The organism is Hyphomonas sp. (assembly GCF_013823385.1).
Taxonomy (GTDB): Bacteria; Pseudomonadota; Alphaproteobacteria; order Caulobacterales; family Hyphomonadaceae; genus Hyphomonas.
Genome location: NZ_PNMA01000008.1, coordinates 1 through 23086, shown reverse-complemented (window position 1 = coordinate 23086; position 23086 = coordinate 1). Strand labels below are relative to the sequence as shown.

General features: G+C 65.3%; 20 protein-coding genes and 1 pseudogene. 11 read left to right on the top strand and 10 right to left on the bottom strand.

The annotated features are described in order from the left end of the window. The first annotated feature begins 16 nt into the window (after positions 1-16). Both C0456_RS06915 and C0456_RS06910 read left to right on the top strand, forming a co-directional pair. Positions 17-1921 carry an ABC-F family ATP-binding cassette domain-containing protein gene (locus tag C0456_RS06915; protein WP_291049967.1) on the top strand — a complete coding sequence of 635 codons (1905 nt, stop codon included), beginning with the start codon at positions 17-19 and terminating at the stop codon, positions 1919-1921. A gap of 288 nt (positions 1922-2209) precedes the next feature. After that, the gene (locus tag C0456_RS06910) at positions 2210-2551 is read left to right on the top strand and encodes a hypothetical protein (RefSeq protein ID WP_291049965.1); all 342 of its coding nucleotides are present in this window, start codon (positions 2210-2212) and stop codon (positions 2549-2551) included. A 269-nt stretch (positions 2552-2820) separates the two neighbouring features. Here the strand turns inward: C0456_RS06910 and dgcA are convergent, their stop codons facing one another. Further along, on the bottom strand, positions 2821-3804 hold the full coding sequence (gene dgcA, locus C0456_RS06905) for an N-acetyl-D-Glu racemase DgcA (protein ID WP_291049963.1): 984 nt from the start codon (positions 3802-3804) through the stop codon (positions 2821-2823). Positions 3805-3892: 88 nt separating this feature from the next. Here dgcA and C0456_RS06900 point away from each other — a divergent pair, with 88 nt between their 5' ends. The 4 genes from C0456_RS06900 to C0456_RS06885 are packed head-to-tail and all read left to right on the top strand — an operon-like array spanning position 3893 to position 7330. Then, complete coding sequence (locus tag C0456_RS06900; RefSeq protein ID WP_291049961.1) at positions 3893-5020, top strand: ABC transporter permease; 1128 nt, start codon at positions 3893-3895, stop codon at positions 5018-5020. Further along, positions 5017-5784 (top strand): ABC transporter ATP-binding protein, encoded by a 768-nt coding sequence (locus C0456_RS06895; RefSeq protein WP_291049959.1) that lies wholly within the window; start codon positions 5017-5019, stop codon positions 5782-5784. The genes C0456_RS06900 and C0456_RS06895 overlap by 4 nt, the downstream gene beginning before the upstream one ends. 14 nt (positions 5785-5798) lie before the next feature. Beyond that, complete coding sequence (locus C0456_RS06890) at positions 5799-6752, top strand: MlaD family protein (protein WP_291049957.1); 954 nt, start codon at positions 5799-5801, stop codon at positions 6750-6752. After that, complete coding sequence (locus C0456_RS06885; RefSeq protein WP_291049955.1) at positions 6752-7330, top strand: ABC-type transport auxiliary lipoprotein family protein; 579 nt, start codon at positions 6752-6754, stop codon at positions 7328-7330. Before C0456_RS06890 ends, C0456_RS06885 begins: the two co-directional genes overlap by 1 nt. Positions 7331-7407: 77 nt before the next feature. Here C0456_RS06885 and C0456_RS06880 read toward each other — a convergent pair whose 3' ends face one another. After that, complete coding sequence (locus C0456_RS06880) at positions 7408-8607, bottom strand: acyl-CoA dehydrogenase family protein (protein WP_291049953.1); 1200 nt, start codon at positions 8605-8607, stop codon at positions 7408-7410. A 220-nt stretch (positions 8608-8827) separates the two neighbouring features. Between C0456_RS06880 and C0456_RS06875 the strand changes: the two genes are divergently transcribed. Continuing rightward, positions 8828-9373, top strand: coding sequence for a type VI secretion system tube protein Hcp (locus tag C0456_RS06875; protein ID WP_291049951.1), 546 nt, complete (start codon positions 8828-8830; stop codon positions 9371-9373). 61 nt (positions 9374-9434) lie between these two features. Here C0456_RS06875 and C0456_RS06870 read toward each other — a convergent pair whose 3' ends face one another. Next, on the bottom strand, positions 9435-10550 hold the full coding sequence (locus tag C0456_RS06870) for an acyl-CoA dehydrogenase family protein (protein WP_291049949.1): 1116 nt from the start codon (positions 10548-10550) through the stop codon (positions 9435-9437). Positions 10551-10752: 202 nt separating this feature from the next. On the opposite strand from C0456_RS06870, the gene C0456_RS06865 reads away from it, so the two are divergent. Then, the gene (locus C0456_RS06865; RefSeq protein ID WP_291049947.1) at positions 10753-11331 is read left to right on the top strand and encodes a hypothetical protein; all 579 of its coding nucleotides are present in this window, start codon (positions 10753-10755) and stop codon (positions 11329-11331) included. A 1-nt stretch (position 11332) separates the two neighbouring features. Here the strand turns inward: C0456_RS06865 and C0456_RS06860 are convergent, their stop codons facing one another. Next, positions 11333-11698 (bottom strand): VanZ family protein, encoded by a 366-nt coding sequence (locus C0456_RS06860; protein WP_291049945.1) that lies wholly within the window; start codon positions 11696-11698, stop codon positions 11333-11335. 104 nt (positions 11699-11802) lie between these two features. On the opposite strand from C0456_RS06860, the gene pepN reads away from it, so the two are divergent. Both pepN and C0456_RS06850 read left to right on the top strand, forming a co-directional pair. Further along, positions 11803-14424 (top strand): aminopeptidase N, encoded by a 2622-nt coding sequence (pepN, locus tag C0456_RS06855; RefSeq protein ID WP_291049943.1) that lies wholly within the window; start codon positions 11803-11805, stop codon positions 14422-14424. 93 nt (positions 14425-14517) lie between these two features. Beyond that, on the top strand, positions 14518-16920 hold the full coding sequence (locus C0456_RS06850) for a PAS domain-containing sensor histidine kinase (RefSeq protein WP_291049941.1): 2403 nt from the start codon (positions 14518-14520) through the stop codon (positions 16918-16920). A gap of 3 nt (positions 16921-16923) precedes the next feature. Here C0456_RS06850 and C0456_RS06845 read toward each other — a convergent pair whose 3' ends face one another. From C0456_RS06845 to C0456_RS06825, 5 genes are all read right to left on the bottom strand, one after another. Continuing rightward, complete coding sequence (locus tag C0456_RS06845; protein ID WP_291049939.1) at positions 16924-17523, bottom strand: histidine phosphatase family protein; 600 nt, start codon at positions 17521-17523, stop codon at positions 16924-16926. Between the two features lie 3 nt (positions 17524-17526). Further along, entirely contained in the window at positions 17527-18339 is an 813-nt protein-coding gene (locus tag C0456_RS06840; RefSeq protein ID WP_291049937.1) for a manno-octulosonate cytidylyltransferase, read from the bottom strand. Positions 18340-18355: 16 nt separating this feature from the next. Continuing rightward, complete coding sequence (locus tag C0456_RS06835; protein ID WP_291049935.1) at positions 18356-18802, bottom strand: hypothetical protein; 447 nt, start codon at positions 18800-18802, stop codon at positions 18356-18358. A 74-nt stretch (positions 18803-18876) separates the two neighbouring features. Next, positions 18877-20994: a M56 family metallopeptidase gene (locus C0456_RS06830; RefSeq protein WP_291049933.1), complete on the bottom strand. Its 2118-nt coding sequence runs from the start codon at positions 20992-20994 to the stop codon at positions 18877-18879. Then, positions 20991-21356 carry a BlaI/MecI/CopY family transcriptional regulator gene (locus tag C0456_RS06825; protein ID WP_291049931.1) on the bottom strand — a complete coding sequence of 122 codons (366 nt, stop codon included), beginning with the start codon at positions 21354-21356 and terminating at the stop codon, positions 20991-20993. The genes C0456_RS06830 and C0456_RS06825 overlap by 4 nt, the downstream gene beginning before the upstream one ends. A gap of 361 nt (positions 21357-21717) precedes the next feature. Here C0456_RS06825 and C0456_RS06820 point away from each other — a divergent pair, with 361 nt between their 5' ends. Continuing rightward, on the top strand, positions 21718-22695 hold the full coding sequence (locus C0456_RS06820; protein WP_291049929.1) for an alpha/beta hydrolase: 978 nt from the start codon (positions 21718-21720) through the stop codon (positions 22693-22695). Between the two features lie 131 nt (positions 22696-22826). Here C0456_RS06820 and C0456_RS06815 read toward each other — a convergent pair. Then, a pseudogene (locus C0456_RS06815) lies at positions 22827-23086 on the bottom strand (hypothetical protein); the annotation flags it as partial.

The window sequence follows — 23086 nt, the reverse complement described above, 5'->3', positions numbered from 1 at the left end:
GGCTAAAGCCCGCCCCATGCTTGAGATCAGGAACCTTGATTACCGGGTTGAGGCCCGCCCGCTGTTTGACGGCGCCTCTGCGCGCATCTCTGCCGGCTGGAAGGTCGGCCTCATCGGCCGCAACGGCACGGGCAAGTCCACGCTGCTGCGCCTCATCCGCGAGGAAATCGCCTCGCCCGGCAAGGACAGCGCCATCCGCCTGCAGAATGGCGCCCGCCTCGGCTGGGTCGCCCAGGAGGTTGCCCCCACCGATCAGACGATCCTCGACGTGGTCCTGGAGGCGGACGCCGAACGCCACGCCCTGATGATCGAGTCCGAAACCGCCACCGATCCCGACCGGATCGGCGACATCCATGCCCGCCTTCTGGACATCGACGCCTGGTCGGCCGAGGCGCGCGCTTCGGAAATCCTGATGGGCCTCGGCTTCACCCATGCCGATCTCTCCCGCGCCACGCGGGAGTTTTCCGGCGGCTGGCGCATGCGCGCGGCCATCGCCGGCGCGCTCTTCGCCCAGCCAGACCTCCTGCTGCTGGACGAGCCGACCAACTATCTCGACCTTGAAGGCGCCGCCTGGCTCGAAGGCTATTTGCGCCGCTATCCCAACACAGTCCTCATCGTCTCCCACGACCGGGAAATGCTCAACCGCTCGGTCACCCACACAATGGCGCTGGAACACCGTAAGCTGACGATCACGCCGGGCGGCTATGATGACTGGCTGAAGCTGCGCGCGGCAAAGCTTGCCCAGCTCGAGAGCCAGAAAACCAAGCAGGACAAGGACCGCGCCCACCTGCAATCCTTCGTCGACCGCTTCCGCGCCAAGGCCTCAAAAGCCCGCCAGGCCCAGTCCCGCATCAAGATGCTGGAGAAGATGCAGGAGATTTCGATTCCCCTGGAGGAGCGCACCGCGCCCTTCAATTTTCCCGCTTCAGACACCGTGCTCGCCCCGCCGCTGCTGGAGATTGAGGATGCGGATATGGGCTATGGTCCGCAGGCGGTCATTCTGCGCGGCGTTCGCCTGCGCATCGACCCCGATGACCGTGTCGCCATCATCGGCACCAACGGGCAGGGCAAGACCACGCTGGTCAAATCCATTGCCGAACGCCTGCCGCTTCTGGCGGGCAAGCGCCGGATGCCGAAAAAGGTCGAGATCGGCTATTTCTCGCAGGACCAGCTCGACGAGCTGACCATCGGCGACACCGTCCTCGAACACGTCATGCGCGCGCTCCCGGCCGACACGCCGGTCGCCAAGCAACGCTCGGTCGCTGCCCAACTCGGCTTTTCCCATGAGAAGGTCGAAACCAAGGTCGAAAAGCTCTCGGGCGGGGAGAAAGTCCGTCTCATCCTCGGTCTCATCGGCCTGCAGAAACCGCAGATCCTCATCCTCGACGAGCCGACCTCCCACCTTGATATCGACAGCCGCGAAGCCCTGATCTACGCGCTCAATGATTTCGCCGGCGCCGTTCTTCTGATCACGCACGATGTCTATCTCGCCGAGGCCACCGCCGATCAGCTCTGGCTCGTCAAGAATGGCAAGGTCTCCAATTATGACGGAGACCTCGCCGACTACCGTGTTCTGGTGATGAGTTCAGATCGCGAAAAGGCCGCCCCTGCCAAGGCGGCTGCGGCCGCCGAAGAAGCGCCCGCCGACAAGGCCGAGCAGCGCCGCCGCGCCTCCCAGGCCCGCGAAGCCGCTGCTCCCCTCAAGAAAAAGGCCGACGCCGCCGAGAAAGCCTTCGAGAAGGCAAACGCCCGTATAAAGACAATCGATGCCGAACTCTCGAAAACCGGCCTCAGCCCGCAGAAGGTGACCGAACTCTCCATCGAACGCGGCAAACTCGAAGCCGAAGCCGCCAAAGCCGAAACCGAATGGCTGAGCGCGCTGGATGCGTATGAGAGCGCGGTCAAAGAGGCCGTGAGCTAAGATACTCACCTCCTGGCCCGCCCATCCTTCGACTTCGCTCAGGATGAGCTTCTTGAGACCAGCGTTGTTTAGCTCATCCTGAGCGAAGTCGAAGGATAAGAGCGGGCTCGCAACGCCTATCCAACAAATCCCACCCCAAATCCAACCAAAATCCCCAATCCCTTCAACCCCTTACAAAAAATCTCCCCAAACCTTGTCCACCCCCTCCGCCACCCATCGTATCCTTCCCGCATGTTCAGCCTCGCCCGCCTCAGAAAGGAACCCGCGCTCGCGCAATATTTTGCGTTCGTGCACCCCTTTTTCTGGCCGGTGCTGATCTGGCAGCTCGGCCGCGCCGTGGCGCAAGTCCGCGCCGCCGGCCGCCAGGGCGCCTTGCTCCGCGTCATGTGGTGGGGCGGCGTCCGCATCGAATATCTCGGCGACGCTGCGCCCAGCCCCTCCGCCTACAGACCAGTAGAGCCGACGCGCAAAGCGTGGGATGATCCGGTATGGTCGTCAGACCTTCCGGCTGACCTGCTCACCGAAGCGCAACGCTCAATCTTCCCCTGCACTTGCGGGGGAAGTGGCAGGCCGCGCAGCGGACTGACGAAGGGGGCATCTGCCCTCTCGCCAATCACTGACACCTCCTAGCCATTCCCCAACGCCGAACCCAGCCCAAATCCCCCGGCCAGCCCCCGCTGCGTCCGGCCAAACCTGCTGCGTGAAACTCTTTCCCTCCGCCCACCCTCTTCGTCACCCTCGATGGCCGAAGGCCATCTGAGGGCCCAGCTCCCGCCCATCCCCTGGCACGCGCCTGACAGTCCGGAGATGGGCCCTCAGATGCGCTCACGCGCATCGAGGGTGACGCACCTTCTGAAGCTCCGGAAAACCCGAAAGGTCAGCCCACCCCAAAAACCCGCTCACCCCCAGAGCCCGGCCTCCGGCGGCGCCACCCGCCCGTCCGTATACGTCAGGCCGCCCTCGATATCGCCTGCCAGCCAGAGCGGCCCGTCAAGATCGGCTACATCCGCCAGCTGCGCCAGCAGCACCGCCGGCGCCATCGCCAGCGAGCCGGCCACCATACATCCCACCATCACGCCCAATCCCGCCCCGCGCGCTTCGCGCGCCATGGCCAGCGCCCCGGTCAGCCCGCCCGCCTTGTCGAGCTTGATGTTCACCGCGTCATAATAGCGGGCGAGGGTCTGGATATCGGCGCTCGTATGCGCGCTCTCGTCGGCGCAGAGGGCCACCGCGCCGGGCCGTTTCAGCAGCGCCTCGTCCTGGCCCGCGGGCAGGGGCTGCTCGATCAGCACCACGCCGAGGCCCGCGGCCGCCTTCATCAGCGCCGGCAGATCGGAAGGGGAGAGGCCTTCATTCGCGTCGGCGATCAGGCGCGCATCGGGCCGGGCCTCATGCACCGCCTGCAGCCGCGCCAGGTCGCCCGCCCCGCCGAGCTTCAGCTTCAGCAGCCGGCCCGGCGCCGTGCGCGCCGCTTCCGCCATCGCGCCGGGCGTGTCCAGCGTGATCGTTACGGCAGTCTCCACCGGCCTGGGCTCCGGCAGCCCCGCCAGCTGCCAGACCGGCTTGCCCGTCTGCTTGGCCTCCAGATCCCACAGCGCGCAGTCCACCGCGCAGCGCGCCGCCCCCGGCTTCATCAGGGTCTGCAGCGCCGCCCGGCTGATCCCGGCCTCGATCGCCCCGCGCGCGGCCTCGATCTCGGCAAGGACCGAGCCCACCGTCTCGCCATACCGGCCATAGGGAACGCTTTCCCCCCGTCCGGAGTTAACCCCATCCGTGAGGTGCACGCGCACGGTCTCGGCGCTGGTCTTGGCGCCGCGGGAAATGGCGAAGGCGGCGCTCAGGGGCGTGGAAACATGAACAGCTTCAAGCCGGAAATGACCCATGGGTTAATCCTCACAGACGAATTGTCTTGGTTTGGCACACGCCGTCCTTAAGCATGTTTTGCTATGGAGGTCAGTCAGGACCCGAAGAATGCTGAACCTTACCGCCCCCAGCTTCACGCTTGAAGAGAGTGATGAAGGCCGCGTCCTCCGCCTCAGCGGAGACTGGACGGTGGCGACGATCAACCCGCTGGATGCAGAGCTGCGCGCGCTGCCGGGTGATGTTCCGGCCTGTCTCGATGTGTCCGCTCTGGGCCGCCTCGATACCTCGGGCGCCTATCTGATTGACCGCACCCTGCGCGAAAAGGGCGCGGCCTGGCCGCCCCGCATCCTGGGCGACCATGCTTCGGTGGAGAGCCTGCTGGAACAGGTTCACGCCCATGCCGAGCCTGCCCCCCCGGCCGAGAAGCCGGATACCGGCCTCCTCGCCCTGCTGGAGCGTACCGGCAAGGGCAGCATTGATTTCATGAAGGAAATGCTGGCCAGCCTCGCTTTCCTCGGCGAAACCCTGGTCACGCTGGCCCGCCTCGCCACCCAGCCCTGGAAGCTGCGCTGGACGTCCATCGTCTCGGTGATGGAAGAGGCCGGCCTCAATGCGATGCCGATCATCGCCTTCCTCTCTTTCTTCGTCGGCCTCGTCATCGCCTTCATCGGCGCCACCCTGCTGAGCGATTTCGGCCTGGAGGTCTTCACCGTCCAGCTGATCGGCTTTGCGGTGCTGCGCGAATTCGGCGTGGTGCTGACCGGCATCGTGCTGGCGGGCCGCACGAACTCCTCCTTCACCGCCCAGATCGGCTCGATGAAGATGCGTCAGGAAATCGACGCGATGCAGACCCTTGGCCTGAAGCCCATGGATGTCATCGTCGCGCCGCGTGTCCTCGCCATGGTGGTGATGACGCCGGTGCTCACCTTCGTCGCCACCGTCTCCGGCATCGCGGGCGGCATGGCCGTCTGCTGGGCCACGCTGGATATCACCCCGGCCGTCTTCCTGGAGCAGATGCGGGCGGCCGTGACGCTTGACCAGTTCTGGGTCGGCATGTCGAAATCCCCGGTCTTCGGCCTGGTCGTGGCGCTGATCGCCTGCCGCCAGGGCCTGCAGGTCGGCGGCAGCGTCCAGTCGCTCGGCAAGGCCACCACCACATCGGTGGTTCAGGCGATCTTCGCCATCATCGTCATCGATGCGATGTTTGCCATCTTCTACATGGAGATGGGCATATGAGCGCCGAGCCCGTCATCCGCATCCGCGATATGAAAGTCGCCTATGGGCGCAATGTCGTGCTCGATGGATTTGATCTCGATATTCCGCGCGGCGAAGTCATCGGTATCATCGGTCCGTCCGGGGGCGGAAAGTCAGTCACGCTGCGGGCCGTCGTCGGCCTCAAGCAGCCCGAATCCGGCACCGTCGAAGTCTTCGGCGAACAGCTCGGCCTGCTGAACACCGAGGAGCGCACCGCGCTGGAGCGCCGCTGGGGCATCATGTTCCAGGATGGCGCCCTCTTCTCGAACCTCACCGTGCGGGAAAACGTCATGGTGCCGATGCGCGAGCATACCGATCTCAATCCGGCCCTGCGCGCCCAGCTGGCCGACATGAAGATCCAGATGGCGGGCCTTGCCCCCAGCGCCGGTGACAAATACCCCTCAGACCTTTCCGGCGGCATGCGCAAGCGCGCGGCGCTCGCCCGCGCCCTGGCGCTCGATCCGGAACTCCTGTTCCTCGACGAGCCGACCGCCGGCCTTGACCCCATCACCGCGGCCGCCTTCGACAAGCTGATCCGCGATCTTCAGCAGGCCCTCGGCCTCACCGTCTTTCTCGTCACCCATGATCTCGACACGCTGCACGCAGTCTGTGACCGGATCGCGGTGATCGGCGAGAAGCGCGTGCTGGCCGTCGGCACGATGGACGAGCTGCGGCGCGTCGATCACCCCTGGATACAGGAATACTTTGGCGGGCCGCGCGGACGTGCGGCCTCGGCAGGCTATTAGGAGCGTTTGGACCCATGGAAACCCGGGCAAACTATGCATTGATTGGCGGTCTGGTGATCCTCGCCGCCGCGCTGGTTGCCGGCTTTGTTCTCTGGCTCGGCCAGTCGGAATTCAGCCGCGACTACAAGGCCTATGACATCGTGTTCGATGGGCCGGTCTCTCTGGAGGAGGGGGCGGCCGTGCGCTATATCGGCATCAAGGTGGGGGAGGTTGCGACCGTCCGGGTGGATCGCAGCGACTCCTCCAAGGTGCGGGCGCGCGTCCGGGTCTCGCGGGAAACCCCGGTGCGGGAAGATTCCAGCGCCTCGATCCAGCTGGCCGGCATCACCGGCACAACCTTCATCCAGATCACCGCCGGCACCGGCCGCCCGCTCGAAGCGCGCGCCGGCGAGCCCGTGCCCGTCATCCGGTCGGAGCGCACCCTGGTTGACCAGATCGTGGCCGGCGGCGCCCAGGCGCTCGGCCGCGCCAACCTCACCTTCGACAATATCAACAAGATGCTGACCGACGAGAACATCGCCTCGGTCAATGCCACGCTGAAGAATATCGAGATCGCCACCGCCAAGCTCGCTGCCGAGGATGGCCTGATCGACAAGGCCACCGCCGCCGTCGATGATGTCTCCCGCGCGGCTGTCGCCTTCGAGAAGGCCTCGGTCGAGTTCCAGGAGTTTGGCGATTCGGCCGATACCAATCTGGCGGCCGCTGCCGAAGATCTCAAAATCCTCGTCGCCGATCTGCGCACCGTCGCCAAATCGGCCAGCGGCACGCTGGATCGCAGCGCCGAGGCCGTCGCCGCCGCCACCGCCATCATCGAGGGCCCGGCCACCGAGACCTTCCAGAATGCCGGTGTTGCCAGCAAGGAGCTGCGCATCATGCTGAACCGGTTTGACCGGTTCCTGAGAGAGCTGGAAAGCAATCCCCAGTCGCTGCTGGTCGGCGAAGCTGTGCCCTATGAGGAGAAACGCTGATGTTCCGCCCCCTGATCCTGGCTGCTGCCGCGCTGTCGCTTGGTGCCTGCGCAAGCATCATCCCGCAGCGTGAACCGGCCAACGCGCTCTACCGGCTGAGCCCGCTGGACCCGGCCTATGAACTCTCTGCTTCCGTCACCGTGCGCGAGCCGGAAGCCTCCCGCCTGCTCGCGGGCCGGTCCATCGCCGCTGAAGACGAAACCGGCGCCATGCGCTATGTGCGCACCGTTCAGTGGACGGACCGCGCCACCAGCCTGATGCAGGAAGCGCTGCTGGACCTGCTGAGCGGGGAGGGCGCCAATGTGGCCCTGCCGGCGCAGGCGGGCGCCTTCACCGATTTCGAATTCTCCTGGCGCATTTCCGATCTCACCCTGAAGGGCGAAACGGCCCGCTGCCGCCTGGAAGGCACGATCCTTCGCGGCAAGGAACGCAGCGTCTTCCGGCAGACCTCGATTGCCACCTCCGCCGAAGCCCGCGGCCGCACCGATGCGGCGCGCGCCGAAGCGCTGGTGGCTGCCGGCCGCGCCTGCGCGCGCGAAGCGGCCGCCTTCATCGCCGACGCCACCCGCCAGCCCTGAAAAGCCTTCCCGCCAAATGAAAACGCCGGCCCCGTCTGACGCGGCCGGCGTTCCTGTTTCTTGAAGGGGACGGCCGATCAGCCGGACTTCATCTCGTCAAAGGCCAGGTCCTTGTCGACGCGCACATCCTGGGGCAGGCCCAGAACGCGCTCGGCGATGATGTTCTTCAGGATCTCGTCGGTGCCGCCCGCAATGCGAAGGCCCGGCGCCCACATGAAGCTCTGCTGGAAGATCGCATCGGCCGGCATCCGGTCGGTCTCGGTGATGATGCCGTAATGGTCCTGCATCTCGATGGCCGAGTTGCAGATGTCCTGCAGATGGTTGGCGGTGATGATCTTGCCGATCGAGTTTTCCGGGCCCGGCGTCTGGCCGCGCGACAGGGCCGTCTGCGTGCGGAATTTCGTCAGCTTGTAGCCCTGGGCGGCGACATACCAGTCGGCCAGCTTCTCGCGGAAGGCCTGATCGTCCATAGAGCCCGCCTCTTTGGCATAGGCCATGATCTCACCCCAGTCGGGACCGGGCGAGCCGCCCACGGCCAGACGCTCGTTCATCAGCGTCACGAGCGCCACTTTCCAGCCCGCGCCCACTTCTCCGAGACGGTCGCTGTCAGGAATGCGCACATCGGTGAAGTACACCTCGTTGAACTCGCGGCCACCGGAGGCCTGGTGGATCGGGCGGACTTCCACGCCGGGCTGTTTCATGTTCACGATGAACATGGTGAGACCCTTGTGTTTGGGTACTTTCGGGTCGGTGCGGACCAGCAGAATGCCGTAGTCGGAATAGTGGGCGCCCGAGGTCCAGACCTTCTGGCCATTGATCACCCAATGGTCGCCGTCTTTCACCGCGCGGGTCTTCAGGCCCGCCACGTCAGAACCGGCCGAGGGTTCGGAGAACAGCTGGCACCAGATTTCCTCACCGAAGAGGGCTTTCTGGACATACTTCTTCTTGTGCTCGTCCGAGCCGAACGCGATCACGGTCGGGATGCACATGCCCAGGCCGATGGCGAACGGGCCGGTCGGCGCGTCATACTTGGCCTCTTCCTGGCCCCAGATGACAGCTTCCATCGAGGTGCCGCCGCGGCCGCCCCATTCCTTGGGCCAGGTGATCTGGGCGAACTTGTTCTCCGCCTTGGTCTTCTGCCAGGCTTTCGCGCGGGCAAGGGCAGACTCGTTGGCCTGGCGCGGCTTGGCGCCGGCCTTCAGCTCAAGATGCTTGGAGAGGAAGTCATTGGCCTCCTTGCGGAAGGCGGCTTCTTCGGGGGTATCATTGAAGTCCATGGGGCACTCCGTTCGTTGTCGTCTGAGTTTTCTGTTCTGATTATCGGATGGGGTAGGGCGGGGAGGGGCTGTCCCCGGATGGGTTGGCCCCGGATTTTTTTGCCGTGTGCGGATGCTGCCAGCGTGTTGCCATATTCCATCCGGAATTGCGGCGTCCTATGACACGCAGGCGCCGGGGCGATTCCGCCGGGGGCGCTAAAAGAAAAAGGGACGGATACTCATGTCGCAAGTCGTTACGAAATCTCGCAGGTTCATCGGTGCCGCAGCGGCTTCTCTGCTGATCGCAGGGCTCGCCCATGCCGGTATCGAGATCGATGTCGGCGGAACCAAGATTCCGGCCACCAACCTGACCTTCAGCGTCTCGCAGCAGCCGGTCTATGATCCGGAAACCTACATGCCGGTCGAGCCCAAGCGGTCCGAACTCTACACCGGCTCGCTCTACGTCACGCGCAGCTTCGACACCTCGTCCGTCAAGGTTCTGAGCCACGTCATCAACGGCACCAGCGTTCCGTCCCTGCAGATCACGATGACCACCGATGGCGCGCCGGGCCGTCAGGTCTGGAAGCTGACGAACGCCACGCTCAACAACTACTCGACCTATTCGGGCGAGGGGAATGCCGTGATCGAGAACTTCGACATCTCCTACGACACCGCAACGCTGCAGGTCTTCACCGGCCCCGGCAACACCCCGGCTGATACGCTCACCTGGAAGTCTGCCGGCACGAACACCTATCCGGGCGTTCCTGCCGCCGCTGTGGCAGAATAATCCGGGCGCCGGGCGGCGGGACATCTCCTGCCGCCCGGTCCTTCCGTAAGAGGCAGATGCCTCAGGCCGCATTCTTGGCCTCAAGTGCACGCACCAGCTTTTCCTTCCAGACCTTCGGCGCGCCGGCCTGAACGTTCAGCAGCTTGGCGCGGCGATAGAAGAGGTGGCAGTCGACTTCCCAGGTGAAGCCCATGCCGCCATGCGTCTGGATGTTCTCCTTCGAGGCAAACCAGTAGGCTTCCGACGCGGCGACGCGGGCGGCTGCGGCCGCTTCCGGCAGCTCGGCGGCGCCGGTGGAAAGCGCCCAGGCGCCGTAATAGCAGTTGGACCGCGCCACTTCGTTCTTCACATACATGTCGGCCAGCTTGTGCTTGATCGCCTGGTTGCCCCCGATCGGGCGGCCGAAGGCGTAGCGGTTCTTGGCATAGTCATTGGCCATCTCGAGGCAGACGGACGCGCCGCCCAGCTGTTCAAAGGCCAGCAGAACCGCCACGCGGTTGAGCAGCTCATCGTTCAGCGTCTCGCCTTCGCCCTTGCCGCCAAGGCGCTCTGCCGGGGTGCCGGAGAAGGTGATCTCGGCATGGCTGCGCGTCGGGTCGAGCGTCTGGACGGTCTTGCGGGTAACGCCGGGGCCGGAAAGGTCGACCAGCACCAGCGAGGCGCCCGAGCCTTCCTTGGCCAGAACAACCGCATGGGTGGCGATGTCGCCATCGGTCACCGGGATCTTGGTGCCGGTCAGGGTCTTGCCGTCGAAGGTGGTCTTGAGGTTGGCGGCGTCCGGATGGCCGGGGCCTTCGCTGGCCGCATAGGCGCCGATCACTTCGCCCGCGGCGATCTTCGGCAGGATAGCGGCTTTCTGGCCGTCATTGCCGGCCAGCTTCACCGCTTCGGTGAGGTAATAGGCGGTGGAGGCAAACGGCACCGGCGCAATCGCGCGGCCCATTTCTTCGGCCAGCACGCACATCTCCAGCATGCCGAGGCCGAGGCCGCCATGTTCTTCCGGAATGGCCGCGCCCAGCCAGCCCATCTCGCCGATCTTGCCCCACAGCTCCTTGTGATAGGCTTTCTTGTCGTCGTTCAGAACCGTGCGGACGACCGCCGTGGTGCATTCCTGCGAAAGGAACTTCCGGGCTTCGTTGGCAAGGAACTTTTGGTCTTCGGAAAAATCGAAATTCATGGCGCGTCAGGCTCCCAATCGCCCTTGCGGGCGTGTCTCGTTTATCGCTGATGAGGAACCATAGCGCGCTTTACGCACACGGAAAGCCGTGACCCAAGGGAAACAAAATCGCCTGTGACTTCGGGGAAATTTGATCGATTGTGCTTACCTCAGGGACATACTCCTCTGGCATGTATAGGGGTTGATCGAGGTGGGGTCTGTCATGGCCAAGGCGCTGTTTCACAAGTCTCAGCGGGTCTACGTAAAGCCCGTGGGCACCTGGGTGCCGATCGAGCGCGTGGTGCCCCAATGGGTGAAGGGCGTCGATGAGCCCCTGCGCATCACCTATGATTGCGGCCTCGGCCGGCTGTTTCAGGCGCATGAGCTTGTGTCCGAAGAAGCCATGCTGCGCCTGGAGCGCAGCGAGGACGATGACGAGGATGACACGCTGATCGAGCAGTGGCGGGTCGTCCGGCGCCTGATGAAATGGCGCTCCGGCGAGGGGCAGGTGTCCCTCGGCGTGCAGCCGGGCACCTATCCGGCCGTTGCCACCGATGACGGCGCCAATAGCGGCTGGCGGGTGCCGGCCACCGAATATGACCGCGACCCCGCCCGTGTCGAACACCAGGCCCGGATGATCGCCCATACGCCCGATCTGTTCCGCGTGGCCCGCAAGATTGCCGAGTTTGCCGCGGCCAATCCGAAAAATGTGCCCGAGGAGCTGCGCCCGGTCGCGGCGCGCTGCGCCAAGATCCTGCGGTCTGTTTATCGCCTCGAAGAAGAAACCGCCGCCGCCGAGTAATTCAGGGCCGCACGCCCGCTGCGAAACGGATCAGCGCCGCGCCGGCCAGCGCGCCCAGGAGGTTGGCCACCGCGTCGAGCACCGAGCCTTCGCGGCCCGCATCCCCCATGGCCTGGGCAAATTCGAGGCCGATCCCGTACACCGTGGCCACGATCACCGCCCTCAGCCAGCGCTTGGGATGCAGGGCAAGCGTCAGCGGCGCGGCAAGCCCTGCATAGGCCAGGAAATGGTTCACCTTGTCGGTGAAGACCGGCGCCGGGCCCTCATCCACCGGCATCAGCGACAGATAGGCAATGACAATGGCAACCATCAGGGCGGCAAAGGCTGCCAGCCTGCGGATCAGCAGCAAGGAGGGAGGAGAACGCATGGCCTCCCTTTGCCAGAGGCCTGCCGCGTGGGCAACGGGCCTCGACGGCGCAGGCCTGCTCCGGTATCCCTGCAGCCCTGTCACCTCTCCCGGAGACCCGATTGATGCGAACTGAAACCCCTGTCGCCATCCGCCTTGCCGATTATACGTCCTATCCCTTCTCGATCGATGAGGTCCGCCTGGAGTTCCGGCTGGACCCCGCCGCCACGCAGGTGCGCGCCACGCTGAAGGTGACCCCGGCAGGCAGCGGCCCGATGCGGCTCGATGGGGAGGCCCTGACGCTCAAATCGATCCGGCTGGCTGCCGAAGGGGCCGCCCTCTCGATCCTGCCGCCGTCAGACTATGCGCTGGACGATCACGGCCTGACGCTTCTTGCGCCGCCCTCCGGCCCGTTCACGCTGGAAACGGTGGTGGAGATTTCGCCGGAGAAGAACACCGCCCTTTCGGGGCTTTACATTTCCGGCGGCCGCTTCTGCACCCAGTGCGAAGCCATCGGCTTCCGCCGCATCACCTATTATCCTGACCGTCCCGACGTGATGAGCAGCTTCCGTGTGCGGATCGAAGCGGAGAAGGCGACCTATCCTCATCTCCTCTCCAACGGCACGCCGGGGGAGGCGGGTGATCTGGAGGGCGGTTGGCATTTTGCCGAATGGGACGATCCCCATAAAAAGCCTGCCTATCTCTTCGCCCTCTGCGCAGGGGATTATGATGTGCTGACGGGCAGCTTCACCACCGCCAGTGGGGCCCATGTCGATCTCGGCATCTATGTGGACAAGGGCGAGGCCGCCCGCGCCGCCTGGGCCATGGACAGCCTCAAACGCTCCATGCGCTGGGACGAGGAAGCCTATGGCCGCGAATACGATCTCGGCGTGTTCAACATCGTGGCCGTGCGAGACTTCAACTTCGGCGCCATGGAAAACAAGGGCCTCAACATCTTCAACTCCGCCTATGTGCTGGCGGATGAAGCCACCGCCACCGACCTTGATTTCGAAGCCATCGAATCCATCGTGGCGCATGAATACTTCCACAACTGGACCGGCAACCGCATCACCTGCCGCGACTGGTTCCAGCTCTGCCTGAAGGAAGGCCTCACGGTCTTCCGGGATCAGAACTTCTCTGCCGACATGCGCTCGCGCCCGGTGCAGCGCATCAAGGATGTGATCAAGCTGCGCGCCCGCCAGTTTGCCGAAGATGCCGGCCCGCTCGCCCATTCGGTGCGCCCGGACAATTACGCCGCCATCGACAATCTCTACACCGCCACCGTGTATGAGAAAGGCTCCGAGCTGATCGGGATGCTCCGCAGGCAGATCGGCACGCAGGATTTCCGCAAGGGCATGGACCTCTATTTCGAGCGCCATGACGGCCAGGCGGTGACGATCGAAGACTTCTACGCCTGCTTTGAAGAGGCGACGGGGCAGGACTTTTCCCAGTTCCGCCGCTGGTATGCCCAGGCCGGCACGCCGGAAATCACGGTGGAGGAAAGCTGGGACGAGGCAAGCTCCACCCTGACGGTGAAGCTCTCCCAATACACCCGCCCCACCCAGGGCCAGCCGGTGAAAAAGCCGGTGCCCGTGCCGCTGCTCTCCGCCCTGCTGGACGGCAAGGGCGGGCATGTCGCCGCCAGCGACCGCGCCGCAGAACCCTTCCTCTATGTGCTCGATACCGAGCGGGCCGAAATGGTGTTCCGCCTGCCGGCCGGCAGCGCCCGCCCGCTTGTCTCGCTCAACCGCGATTTCTCTGCGCCCGTGCGCCTCAAGCGCGCGCTCAGCCGGGATGACCGGCTGGCGCTTGTCCGGGCCGAGACAGATCCGTTCAACACCTGGGACGGTCTGCAGACCCTGATCAAGGAAGAGATCCTCACCCTGGCAGATGGCTCGCAGACCGCGCCCGATACCGAACTCGTGGGTGCCATCGGCCAGGCCGTTCGCGGCGCGATGGGCGACCCGGCCTTCGCCGCACTGCTGACCCGCCTGCCGGATGTGGGCGAGCTGTTCCTGGAGCGGGAGCCTGCCGATCCGGTTGCCCTCTCGGCGGCCCGCCGCAAGTTGCAGGCAGCCATTGCCGCCGAGCTGGCCCCGGAAATCACCCAGACCATCGCGCAGCCGTCTCCGGCGCCTTACAATCCGGGCGCGGAGCAGGCCTCCATCCGCGCGCTGCGCTCGGCCTTCATCATGCTGCTGGGCGGGCGCGGCGACGCAGGCGACACCCTGCTCGGCCTTTACCGCAACGCCCCGAACATGACCGAGCAGCTCTCCGCCCTGCGCGCGCTGACCGTTTCGGCCGGGGCAGGCAAGGACGAGGCGCTGGCCGATTTTGAAGCCAGATGGAAGCAGAATGCCCTCGTCATGGACAAATGGTTCTCGGTTCAGGCCGCCCTTGGCACGGCCGAAGATGTCCGCCGCCTGATTGCCCATCCGGACTTTGACCTGCGCAATCCCAACCGGGTGCGCTCGGTGGTCGCCGCCTTTGCGATGCAGAACCTCGCCGCCTTCCATGCCCCCGATGGCTCGGGCTACCGGGCGGTGGAAGAGACGATCCTGGCTGCCGACAAGGCCAACCCCGCGCTGGGCGCGCGCCTGATGACGGCGTTCGAGCAATGGCGCCTGCTGGAGCCCAAGGCGGGCGCGGAGGCGCAGGCCTGCCTCAAACGCCTGATTGCGGCAGGGCTTTCGCCCAATGCCATGGACATTGCCAGCCGCGCCCTCGACGAGGACGCCAAAGGTTAATTCCACAGCTAACTTTGTTAACGAGCGGTCAATGTTTCGGGCGGAAAAGGTAGGCTGACTGTTTCCCGGAAGTAGCAGGCGTCAGGCTCTACCTTGGCAAGATCGCAGGCCCGTTCTCAGCTGAAACCAGCTGCTGCCGCAGACAATGCTGCAGCAAAGGCTGAGGCGCGCCGGCTTCGCGTTCTGGTTCCGCTGATCCTCGGCCTCCTGGCGCTCGCCCTTGGCCTCAAGGCCTGGCATGAGCGCCAGACCGCCGAAGCCAGCCGTCTTGCCCAGATCGAGAGCGAAGCCCGCCACCTTGCCGCGCGGATCGAGGCGGCGGCGAATGTCGCCATCACGGCCATTTCCATTGCCGAAGGTGGCAGCGTTCCGCGCGCCGAAACGGCCAGCCTCACGCCCGGCATCGATGCCATCGTTTCGCTGAGGGATGCCTCCCAGTCGCCTGAAACCTCGCGCCTCGGCGCCGGCGTGGCGGCAGCGCGCCAAATGATGGAAGAAGGCGCCCTGATCGGCCTTTCGTCCCACGGAGACATCGTCTTCCTGTCGGCGCTGGATGAGCGCAACCCGGTGATGGCGCTGACGCAGGCTGCCCGCCTCCTGCCGGCGCCCGCTGAGGGGGGCCGCATCACGCTGCACGGCGAAGGCAATACGCTGGGCCTCGGCGACGGGACGCTGGCGGCGGCCGCCGCCGCTGCGGGCACGGCACGTTCCCGGATCATCTCCGCCGGCGGCACACGCGCGGCCACGGCCTGCGCCCCGGCGGGCAGCGGTGCGCTGTCGGTCTGTGTCGCGGTCCGCCAGCCCCTCATCACCCGCGCCGATCTTCTGAGCTTTGCCATCTTCGCGCTTTTGGTGGCCGCGCCGACCTTCACGCTGTTCGGCCTCTCGCGGCGCCTTTCCCAGCGGCAGCGCGAAATTGCCATCCAGGAAACCCGCAATGAGGAGTCCGATCGTATCCTCGGCCTCGTGATGCGCGGCGCGCGGGCGGGCTATTGGGAATGGTATCAGGGCCCCGGCGCCCTGTTCCTCAGCGAAGGGGCGGCAGACCTTGTCGGCATTGCCAGCTCGGGCCGGGTGGCGCTTGAGGAACTGCTCGACCGTGTGCCGGTCGAAAGCCGCAGCTATGTGAAGGAGGGTTTCTCCAAGGCCCGCAGCATCGGCTGGGTTCACCTGACCTTCATTGCCCAGACGAGCCCGCTGCGCTGGATCGAGATGCGCGGCAGCGTCTCCACCGATCCTGTCAGCGGCACCACCGTCTTCGGCGGCATCATGATGGACGCGACCGAGCGCAAGCAGGCCGAAGACCGGGTGAAGACCGCCGAGCGCCGCCTGCGCAACGCCATCGAAGGCTTCAACGGTCCCTTCGCCCTCTGGGACACGCGCAAGCGGCTGCTCTACTGGAACCGCGCCTTCGCGCTGGATTTCGGCCTGCAGGATACGCTGCGGCCGGGTATGAGCCATGACACCGTGCTGATCGCGCGGGCAGGGGCGGTGGCCAGCGAGCGCCGGTCCGAGGAGGACATGCGCACGACGCTGCTCGCCCTGCGCAATGGCCGCTGGCTGAAGATGGTGGAACGCAGCACGCCGGATGGCGGGCTGATCACCGTCGGCATCGATGTGACCGAGAATGTCCGCAATGAGGACGAACTGAAGAAGCAGAAGGAAAAACTGCGCCGCGCCGCGCTCGATCTGGAACGCTCCGAGGGTTATTTAAGTGAGCTCAGCCGGAAATATTCCGAAGAGAAGGAAAAGGCAGAGCGCGCCGCCCTCGCCAAGTCTGCCTTCCTGGCCAATATGAGCCATGAGCTGCGCACGCCGCTGAATGCCGTCATCGGCTTCTCCGAGATCATGACCAATGAGCTTGCCGGCCCGCTGGGAGATCCGTCGTACAAGGAATATGCCAAGGACATTCTCATGTCCGGCCAGCACCTGCTCGACATGATCAACGACATCCTCGACATGGCCAAGATCGAAGCGGGCAAGATGACCATCAGCCCACAGCCGATTGATCCGATTGACCCGGTGGACGCCGCAATGCGCATGATCCGCCGCAAGGCCGAGGAGAAGGCGATCAACCTTGTGCTGGAGGCTGAAGACAACCTGCCCGACATTGACGCCGATCACCGCGCCATCCGGCAGATGATGCTGAACCTTCTCTCCAACGCCATCAAGTTCACCGACAGCGGCGGCACCATCACGGTGCGTGTCGAGCAGCGCGGCACCGACATCTATTTCGGCGTCACCGACACCGGTATCGGCATTCCGGCCGAGGATCTGCCGCGCCTTGCCCAGCCTTTCGAGCAGGTGGCCGAATCCAAGGATCGCAACCATCAGGGCACCGGCCTTGGCCTTGCCCTGACCAAATCCTTCGCCGAAATGCATGGCGGGCGGATGCTGCTCTCCTCCATCTATGGCGAGGGCACGACGGTCGCCTTCGTGCTGCCCATCGGCGGGCCTGCCGCGATCCGGTTTGACATCCAGCGGGATGTTGCCTGAAGCCTAGGGCCGCTGGTTCCAGGTGAGCAGCTGGCTGCGCGCCGGCGTCACGATCAGCTCCCCCCAGGCGCCGGTCTTCAGTTTCCGGTCAAGGCCGCCGGGCATTTCGTCCACCACATCGGGCAGGAAGCGCGCGATGCCGTTGGAGGTGACGACCAGCGCGTTGGCGTCTTCCGGCAACCCTGCCGCCCGCGCCAGCAGGGCGCGCCAGCCGTCACGGATCGCGCCGGGGTCAACCTGCCAGCCAGGCGGCGGCGTGCCGTCCCGGTCCCAGGCCTCCAGTGCCGGTCCAAGACGCGCGGCAACCGCGTCCTCCGGCTGGTTTTCGTCCGGGCCGTAGTCAATCTCGGTGAGGAAAGGCGCAATCAGCAGGGCAGGGCTGTCGCTCCGCTGGCGGAGGATCGCCCGGGCCGTCTGCCGGGTGCGGACAAGCGTGGAGCAGAGAGCGGCGATGAACGCCGTCCCGGCAAAGTGGTCCGCCAGAAGGCGGGCCTGCTCGCGGCCAGAGACCGACAGTGGCAGATCCGTGCGAGCGCCCACGCGGGTGACGGTATCACCCTTGTCGAAGGTATTGCCATGGCGGACGACGAACAGGCGGGCCATGGGTCAGGCGATGTCCGGCTCGCCGAGTTCGGCAACGAGCCGTTCGGCTAGGGCAATGTCCTCGGCCGTGTCGATGCCGGGAATGGCGATCCGGCCGGGCTTTACCTCGACGGCCTGAACGGTGAACCCGTTCTCGATCAGGCGCAGCTGTTCGAGCCCCTCAAGGCGCTCATAATAGCTTTCGGCGATGGCGCAGTAGCGGCGCAGCGTGTCGAGGCGGAAGCCATAAAGGCCGACATGCTGGCAGACCGGGGAGAGATCGTTCAGCTTACGGAGCTCGGGTTCCTTGCGGATGGCCGGCAGGATGTTCTTGGAAAACCAGATCGCCTGGCCCTTGGGATTGCGCACCAGCGTCGTGCCGGAGAAGGGGGTCTCCGCCTTGTGGGCGCGCAGCTGGTCGAGCGCGGCCCAGCTCAGCTGGATATAGGGCGTGGCCGCATCGGCGCCGGACTTCTCCAGTGCCTTGACCACGGCCACCACATGGGAGACCGGCGTGAAGGGCGCGTCGCCCTGCAGGTTCACTACGAAATCCGGGCTCATGCCGAGCCCATCGACCGCGGCGAGGGCCCGGTCAGACCCTGAAGGCAGGGCCGGGTCGGTCATCACGACACTGATGTTATTGTCGCGGCAGTATTCAAGGATGCGTGTGTCATCGGTGGCGACGACACATTCGGTGCCCTTGCCGAGTTGGGCGGCGGCGCGGCGGGCAAGGTCTGCCACACGGCTCACCATCGTCTTGCCGGCGATCTTGGCCAGCGGTTTGCCGGGCAGCCGGGTAGAGCCATAGCGGGCGGGAACAACGATCAGGGTTTGCATGTCTGTCCTCCGCAGATCAGGGGCGCGGGGAGGATTGGAGCTGCCCGTCCGCCTGCATCGCCTGGACGATCGCCAGGATCGGGCCGATCCATTGCAGGGAGGCTTCCGGCACGCCTTCATTGCGGAGGAACTGAGTGAAGGCCGGCACGAAATTCTCATGCCGCCCGCACTGGGCGATGGCCGAGTTCAGTTCCGGCACGACGACGGTTTCAAAGCTGCGGGCAAAGCGCTGAATGTCTTCGGTCTTGGCGGCGAGGATCACGCTTTGCACCGGATCAACCCGGCCGTCTTCCCGGGTCAGGCGGCGCAGGTCGTTGACGAGGCCGCGATTCTCCATGGCGAATTTGCCGAGGATGCGGTCGGTGCGGTACTGCACCCATTCGGTGGTGCAGGGCTCAGGCTGAGTGGCGCAGGCGCCGAGCGAGGCAAGCGCCATGGCAGCCAGGGCAAAGCGGATCATCATGCAGGTGGGCCTCCGGAGGGGGGTGAGCTTTTGCTCGACCCTAGCCGCAACTGCCGGGCGCGGGAAGCGCTGGTTCAGGCCGCGCCGCAGCTGTCCTCATTCAGGCGCAGGGCCGGGGGGAAGGGGAAGAGGCTCGTATGCTTCTCCTCTCCGAGCAGATCTGCTGGGACTTCAGGCGGCGCCGGAGGGATAGGCGCAGCCTTTGTCTTACCGGTGCTGGTCTTGGTGGAGTAAGTGAAGGTGTGCTTGTCGCTGGCCGAGGATTGCTTGCGGAACTTGGCCTTTTCCGCTTCGCTGAGGCCGGCATTCGAGTTGATGAAGCCTACCGTCTTTTCAGTGCGCAGCACGTCCTTGCCCCCGGCGGCGCAGGCGATCTTCACGCTCAGGCCGTCATCGGTCTTGCGCTCGACGATCCGGGTTTCGCCTTCGGCCAGGTTGAGCTTGACGCACTCCTCGACCAGTTCCGGGATCACCGCTGCGCGCGCTTCGATCCGGGCCTCGAAATCCTTGCCATAATGGCGCTCGACTTCAGCTTCGATGCGCGCAGCATCCGCTTCGATCCGGGCGGCGTTGGCCTCTATGCGGCGCTCGAGTTCGGCGGCGCGCGCTTCGGAGGCCCGGTCCATCCGCGCTTCCAGAACGGCGGAGCGCTGCTCCATCTTCGCTTCCATCTCGGCGGCGCGCGCTTCGATTTCGGCAGCTTTGGCTTCCATGCGGGCTTCAAAGGCTTCCGACCAGGCTTCGATTTCGTCTTCCGACATGCCGGCGAAGTTCATCGACATGCTCTCGAGGGCCGCTTGCGTGCCGAGGCTGGCGCCCATCATTGCCAGCTCTGTGCTGAGGCGGGTGATCTCCATGAAGTCGGGATCCTTGCTCATGTTGATCGCATCGCCGAGCATTTCCGGGCCGGTCAGCTCCGCCACATCGGCGGCGATGCGGGCTGAGAGCTGCTCAACTTCCGGCGGCACCGGCGGATTGGGCATGATGTCCTGCACCGGATCGGTCAGCAGCACGATCTGGCGGTTGTCGATCTTCTCGCCATTGAGCCAGAGCGTGCCGTTCTGGATCTTGAGGTCCTTGCGGTGGTTTTCACCAGCGGCAGCCACGGAGGCGGTGCCAACCAGGGCGGTGGTGCCCAGGAGCACGGCGGCGCCAAAACCGATCCAGCGGCGGCGGGAGTCAGGGGCCGGGTAGGACATCAGCTTCAGCCTTTCCTTGAGGGCGTGGGTGAGGGGCAGGCTGGTGGTCAGCGCAATGCGGGCGGGCATCTGCATCCGCACGGCTTTCACCAGCGTCGAGCCATAGGCATGGGGGCTCGCATGGCCGCGGCGCAGCACATCGGCGTCGCAGGCCGCTTCCTGATCGGTGCGGAAAGCCTGGCGGGCGATATAGGCCAGCGGATTGAACCACATCAGCGCGAGGAAGATTTCGGACGCCTGCAGCGCCCACAGGTCGCCGCGCTTCACATGGGTCAGTTCATGCGCAATGGCGGCGCGGGCTTCGGTACGGGAATAGTCCTCGGCAAACCAAGCAGGCAGCACCACAGCCGGGCGGAAGAGGCCGGTAACGAAGGGGCCGCTGGAGATCAGGCTGGTGACAATGCGGGGCATCCGCTTCAGGCCGGCCTCGCGGGCGATCTCGATCGAGAGCGCTTCGAGCGCGCCGGTCACCGGCTGGCCTTCACGTTCCACCACAGTCATGAACTGACTGTGGGTGTAGAGGCTCCGGGCGAGCAGGTAGAGCGCGCCGGCGAGCCAGACGGCAAGGACGGTCATGCCGGCATAGAACAGAAGGTCTGGCGTTTCGATGAGGCGCTGCAGAGGGGCAGGCGCTTCCGCGATAACCGGCTGGGCAGCGGGCAGGATGTCGGCCGGGATCGCGGGTCCAGTGCTGGCCAGCGCCGGGGAGGAGGTGGCCGTTTCGCGGGCCGCGCCGGTGATGGCGGAGACAGGGCTCACATCGCTGACCGGGGGAAGCCGGAACCAGCTGAAGAGGGACGTCTGCACATCATGGGGCAGGGGCGGCAGCACCAGCCGGGCCACCGGCAGCAGCCAGAGGGCGTAGGCGGTGCCGGCGCCGAAATGCCGGGCCACCGGCTTGCGGACAGCAAGCACCAGGATGAGCAGCAGCGTGACGGCGATCACCGTCTCGAGGGCGTGGGCCAGATAGGTATCCGGAAGCTGGACAATCATTTCTTCAGCTCCCCCAGAAGCTTTTCGAGTTCGGCGATATCGTCATTGGTGAGGCCGCGCGTGTCGGCGAGGTGGGCCACCAGCGGCGCGGCGCGGCCGGAGAAGACCCGGTCCACGAACTGGCCGGCGGCCTTGGCCTTGTATTCGGCCTCGTCGATGGCGGGGAAATAGAGATAGCGGCGGCCATCCTCGCTGGTGGTGAGGGCGCCTTTCTCGACCAGGCGGGCGAGGAAGGTCTTGACCGTGCGGACATTCCAGTCTCTCCCGTCGCCCAGTTTCTCATGGACATCGGACGCGGCGAGGCCAGGGGTTTCCCAGAGGACCCCCATGACTTCAAGTTCGGCGGCGGAGATCTGCATCATGGCGGGAACCCTATCGACTACACACGTGGTCAATACTTCTGACTACAAGCGTGGTCAATAGGGGGATCATGAAATCGGCGTAAGATGCTTCCTGTAGGGGCGGCGCGGCTTCCCGTCCCTTCATTTCCGCGAAACGCTCTTGTAGAGTTTCCAAAGCCGGCGTGTTTCTGCTGGCGAGTCACGGGGAGTAGAGTAACGTGAAGAAACCCGGCCAGTTGGTTGCGTCCTCCGCCGATATGCGGAAAGTCAGCAGAGGAGTGGCCGCAGGGCACGGTCCATCGGTGAAGAGAGAAGAAAACCGGGAGGCGCGGGTGCTGGGATGTTGTGAAGCGGCGGCGGCGCGCGGCGGGGATCGCTGCTGATGCGCCGGTTCCGCGAAGAGATGAAATCCGGCGGCGAGATGACCGGGATCGAGTTCGGCGATCCGATCAAGCCGTTTGCCGCCATCTGGATCCATGCGACCGGCTTCAATGCCATGACCTACCAGTCCCTGCTGGCGCCGCTGGGCCTGCGGGCGCGGATCGGCGCGCTGGACATGCGCGGGCATGGCCGCACCACGATCCCGACCAAGGGCGGGCTTTCCAGCTGGAACCGCTACCGCGATGATGTGATCGAGTTTCTTGAGAAGGAAGCGCCGCAGGGGGTTGTTCTCGGTGGGCATTCGATGGGCGGATGCGTGGCCCTGCTGGTGGCGGGCAAGCGGCCCGACCTGGTGAAGGGGCTGGTGCTGGCCGATCCGGTGATCCTTTCACGGAAGACCTATTTCTGGAACCATGTGTTCCCGCCTTTCAACTGGCTGTTTGCGCGCAACAAGATGGCGTCGCGGGCGAAGAAGCGCCGGGGCGAGTTCGGATCGTTCCGCGAGGCGCTGACCTCTTATACCGGGCGCGGGGCTTTCCAGTCCTGGCGCGAGCCTTTCCTGGCCGACTATCTGCTCGACGGGATCGACGGGGTGGACAGCGGCGCGCAGGACGCTGAAACCCAGCGCTGGGCGCTGACCTGCACGCCGAAATGGGAAGCCAAGACCTTTGGCGCCCAGCGCCATGCGCCCTGGGCCGCGCTGAAAAAGGTCCGCAAGAAGAAGATCCCCATCGTTATCATGCGCCCGACCCGGGATTCGGTGATCTCCGACAAGGTGCGTGCCCAGATCATCCAGCAGAACCCGTCGCTGATGATGCGGGCGGTGCGCGGCACATCCCATTTCCTGCCGATGGAAGCGCCGTATGAAGTGCGCGACCAGCTGTCGGCCTTCATCGCCCGGCTGGTGGAGCGCTTCACGCTGGAGGAAGACGCGCCGGTGGCCCGCGGCCTGCGCCAGAGACGGCGCCGGGCGGGGTAACCGGGTTTTTGCCAGCGGGTTTGGCCGGAACGCGCGGGGGGGCGCGGCCGGGTGGGCGTGTTTTTTACCGAGAGCGGCCCCACCCCATCCCTCCCCGCTTGCGGGGAGGGATGGGGTGGGGCTGCTGGAGGCTAGGAGGTGTCGGGATGTGGGGCTCCCCCCTCCGCCCCTGCGGGGCACCTCCCCCGCAGGCGGGGGAGGAGAACAGTGCCGGATGGAGAGATTTCGTCCGTTGGAGGAGTTTTGGACTCTTCTAGAAAAACGCCAGCGAGGTTTGGCGCAGTGTGGCTTTCCCAGACAGGATCATCCCAGCTCGGTTTGATGGCCTTGGGTTTCTTGTAGGCGCGCCAATGGTCGCCGACATGGACGATGTGGACATGGCCCCATTTGG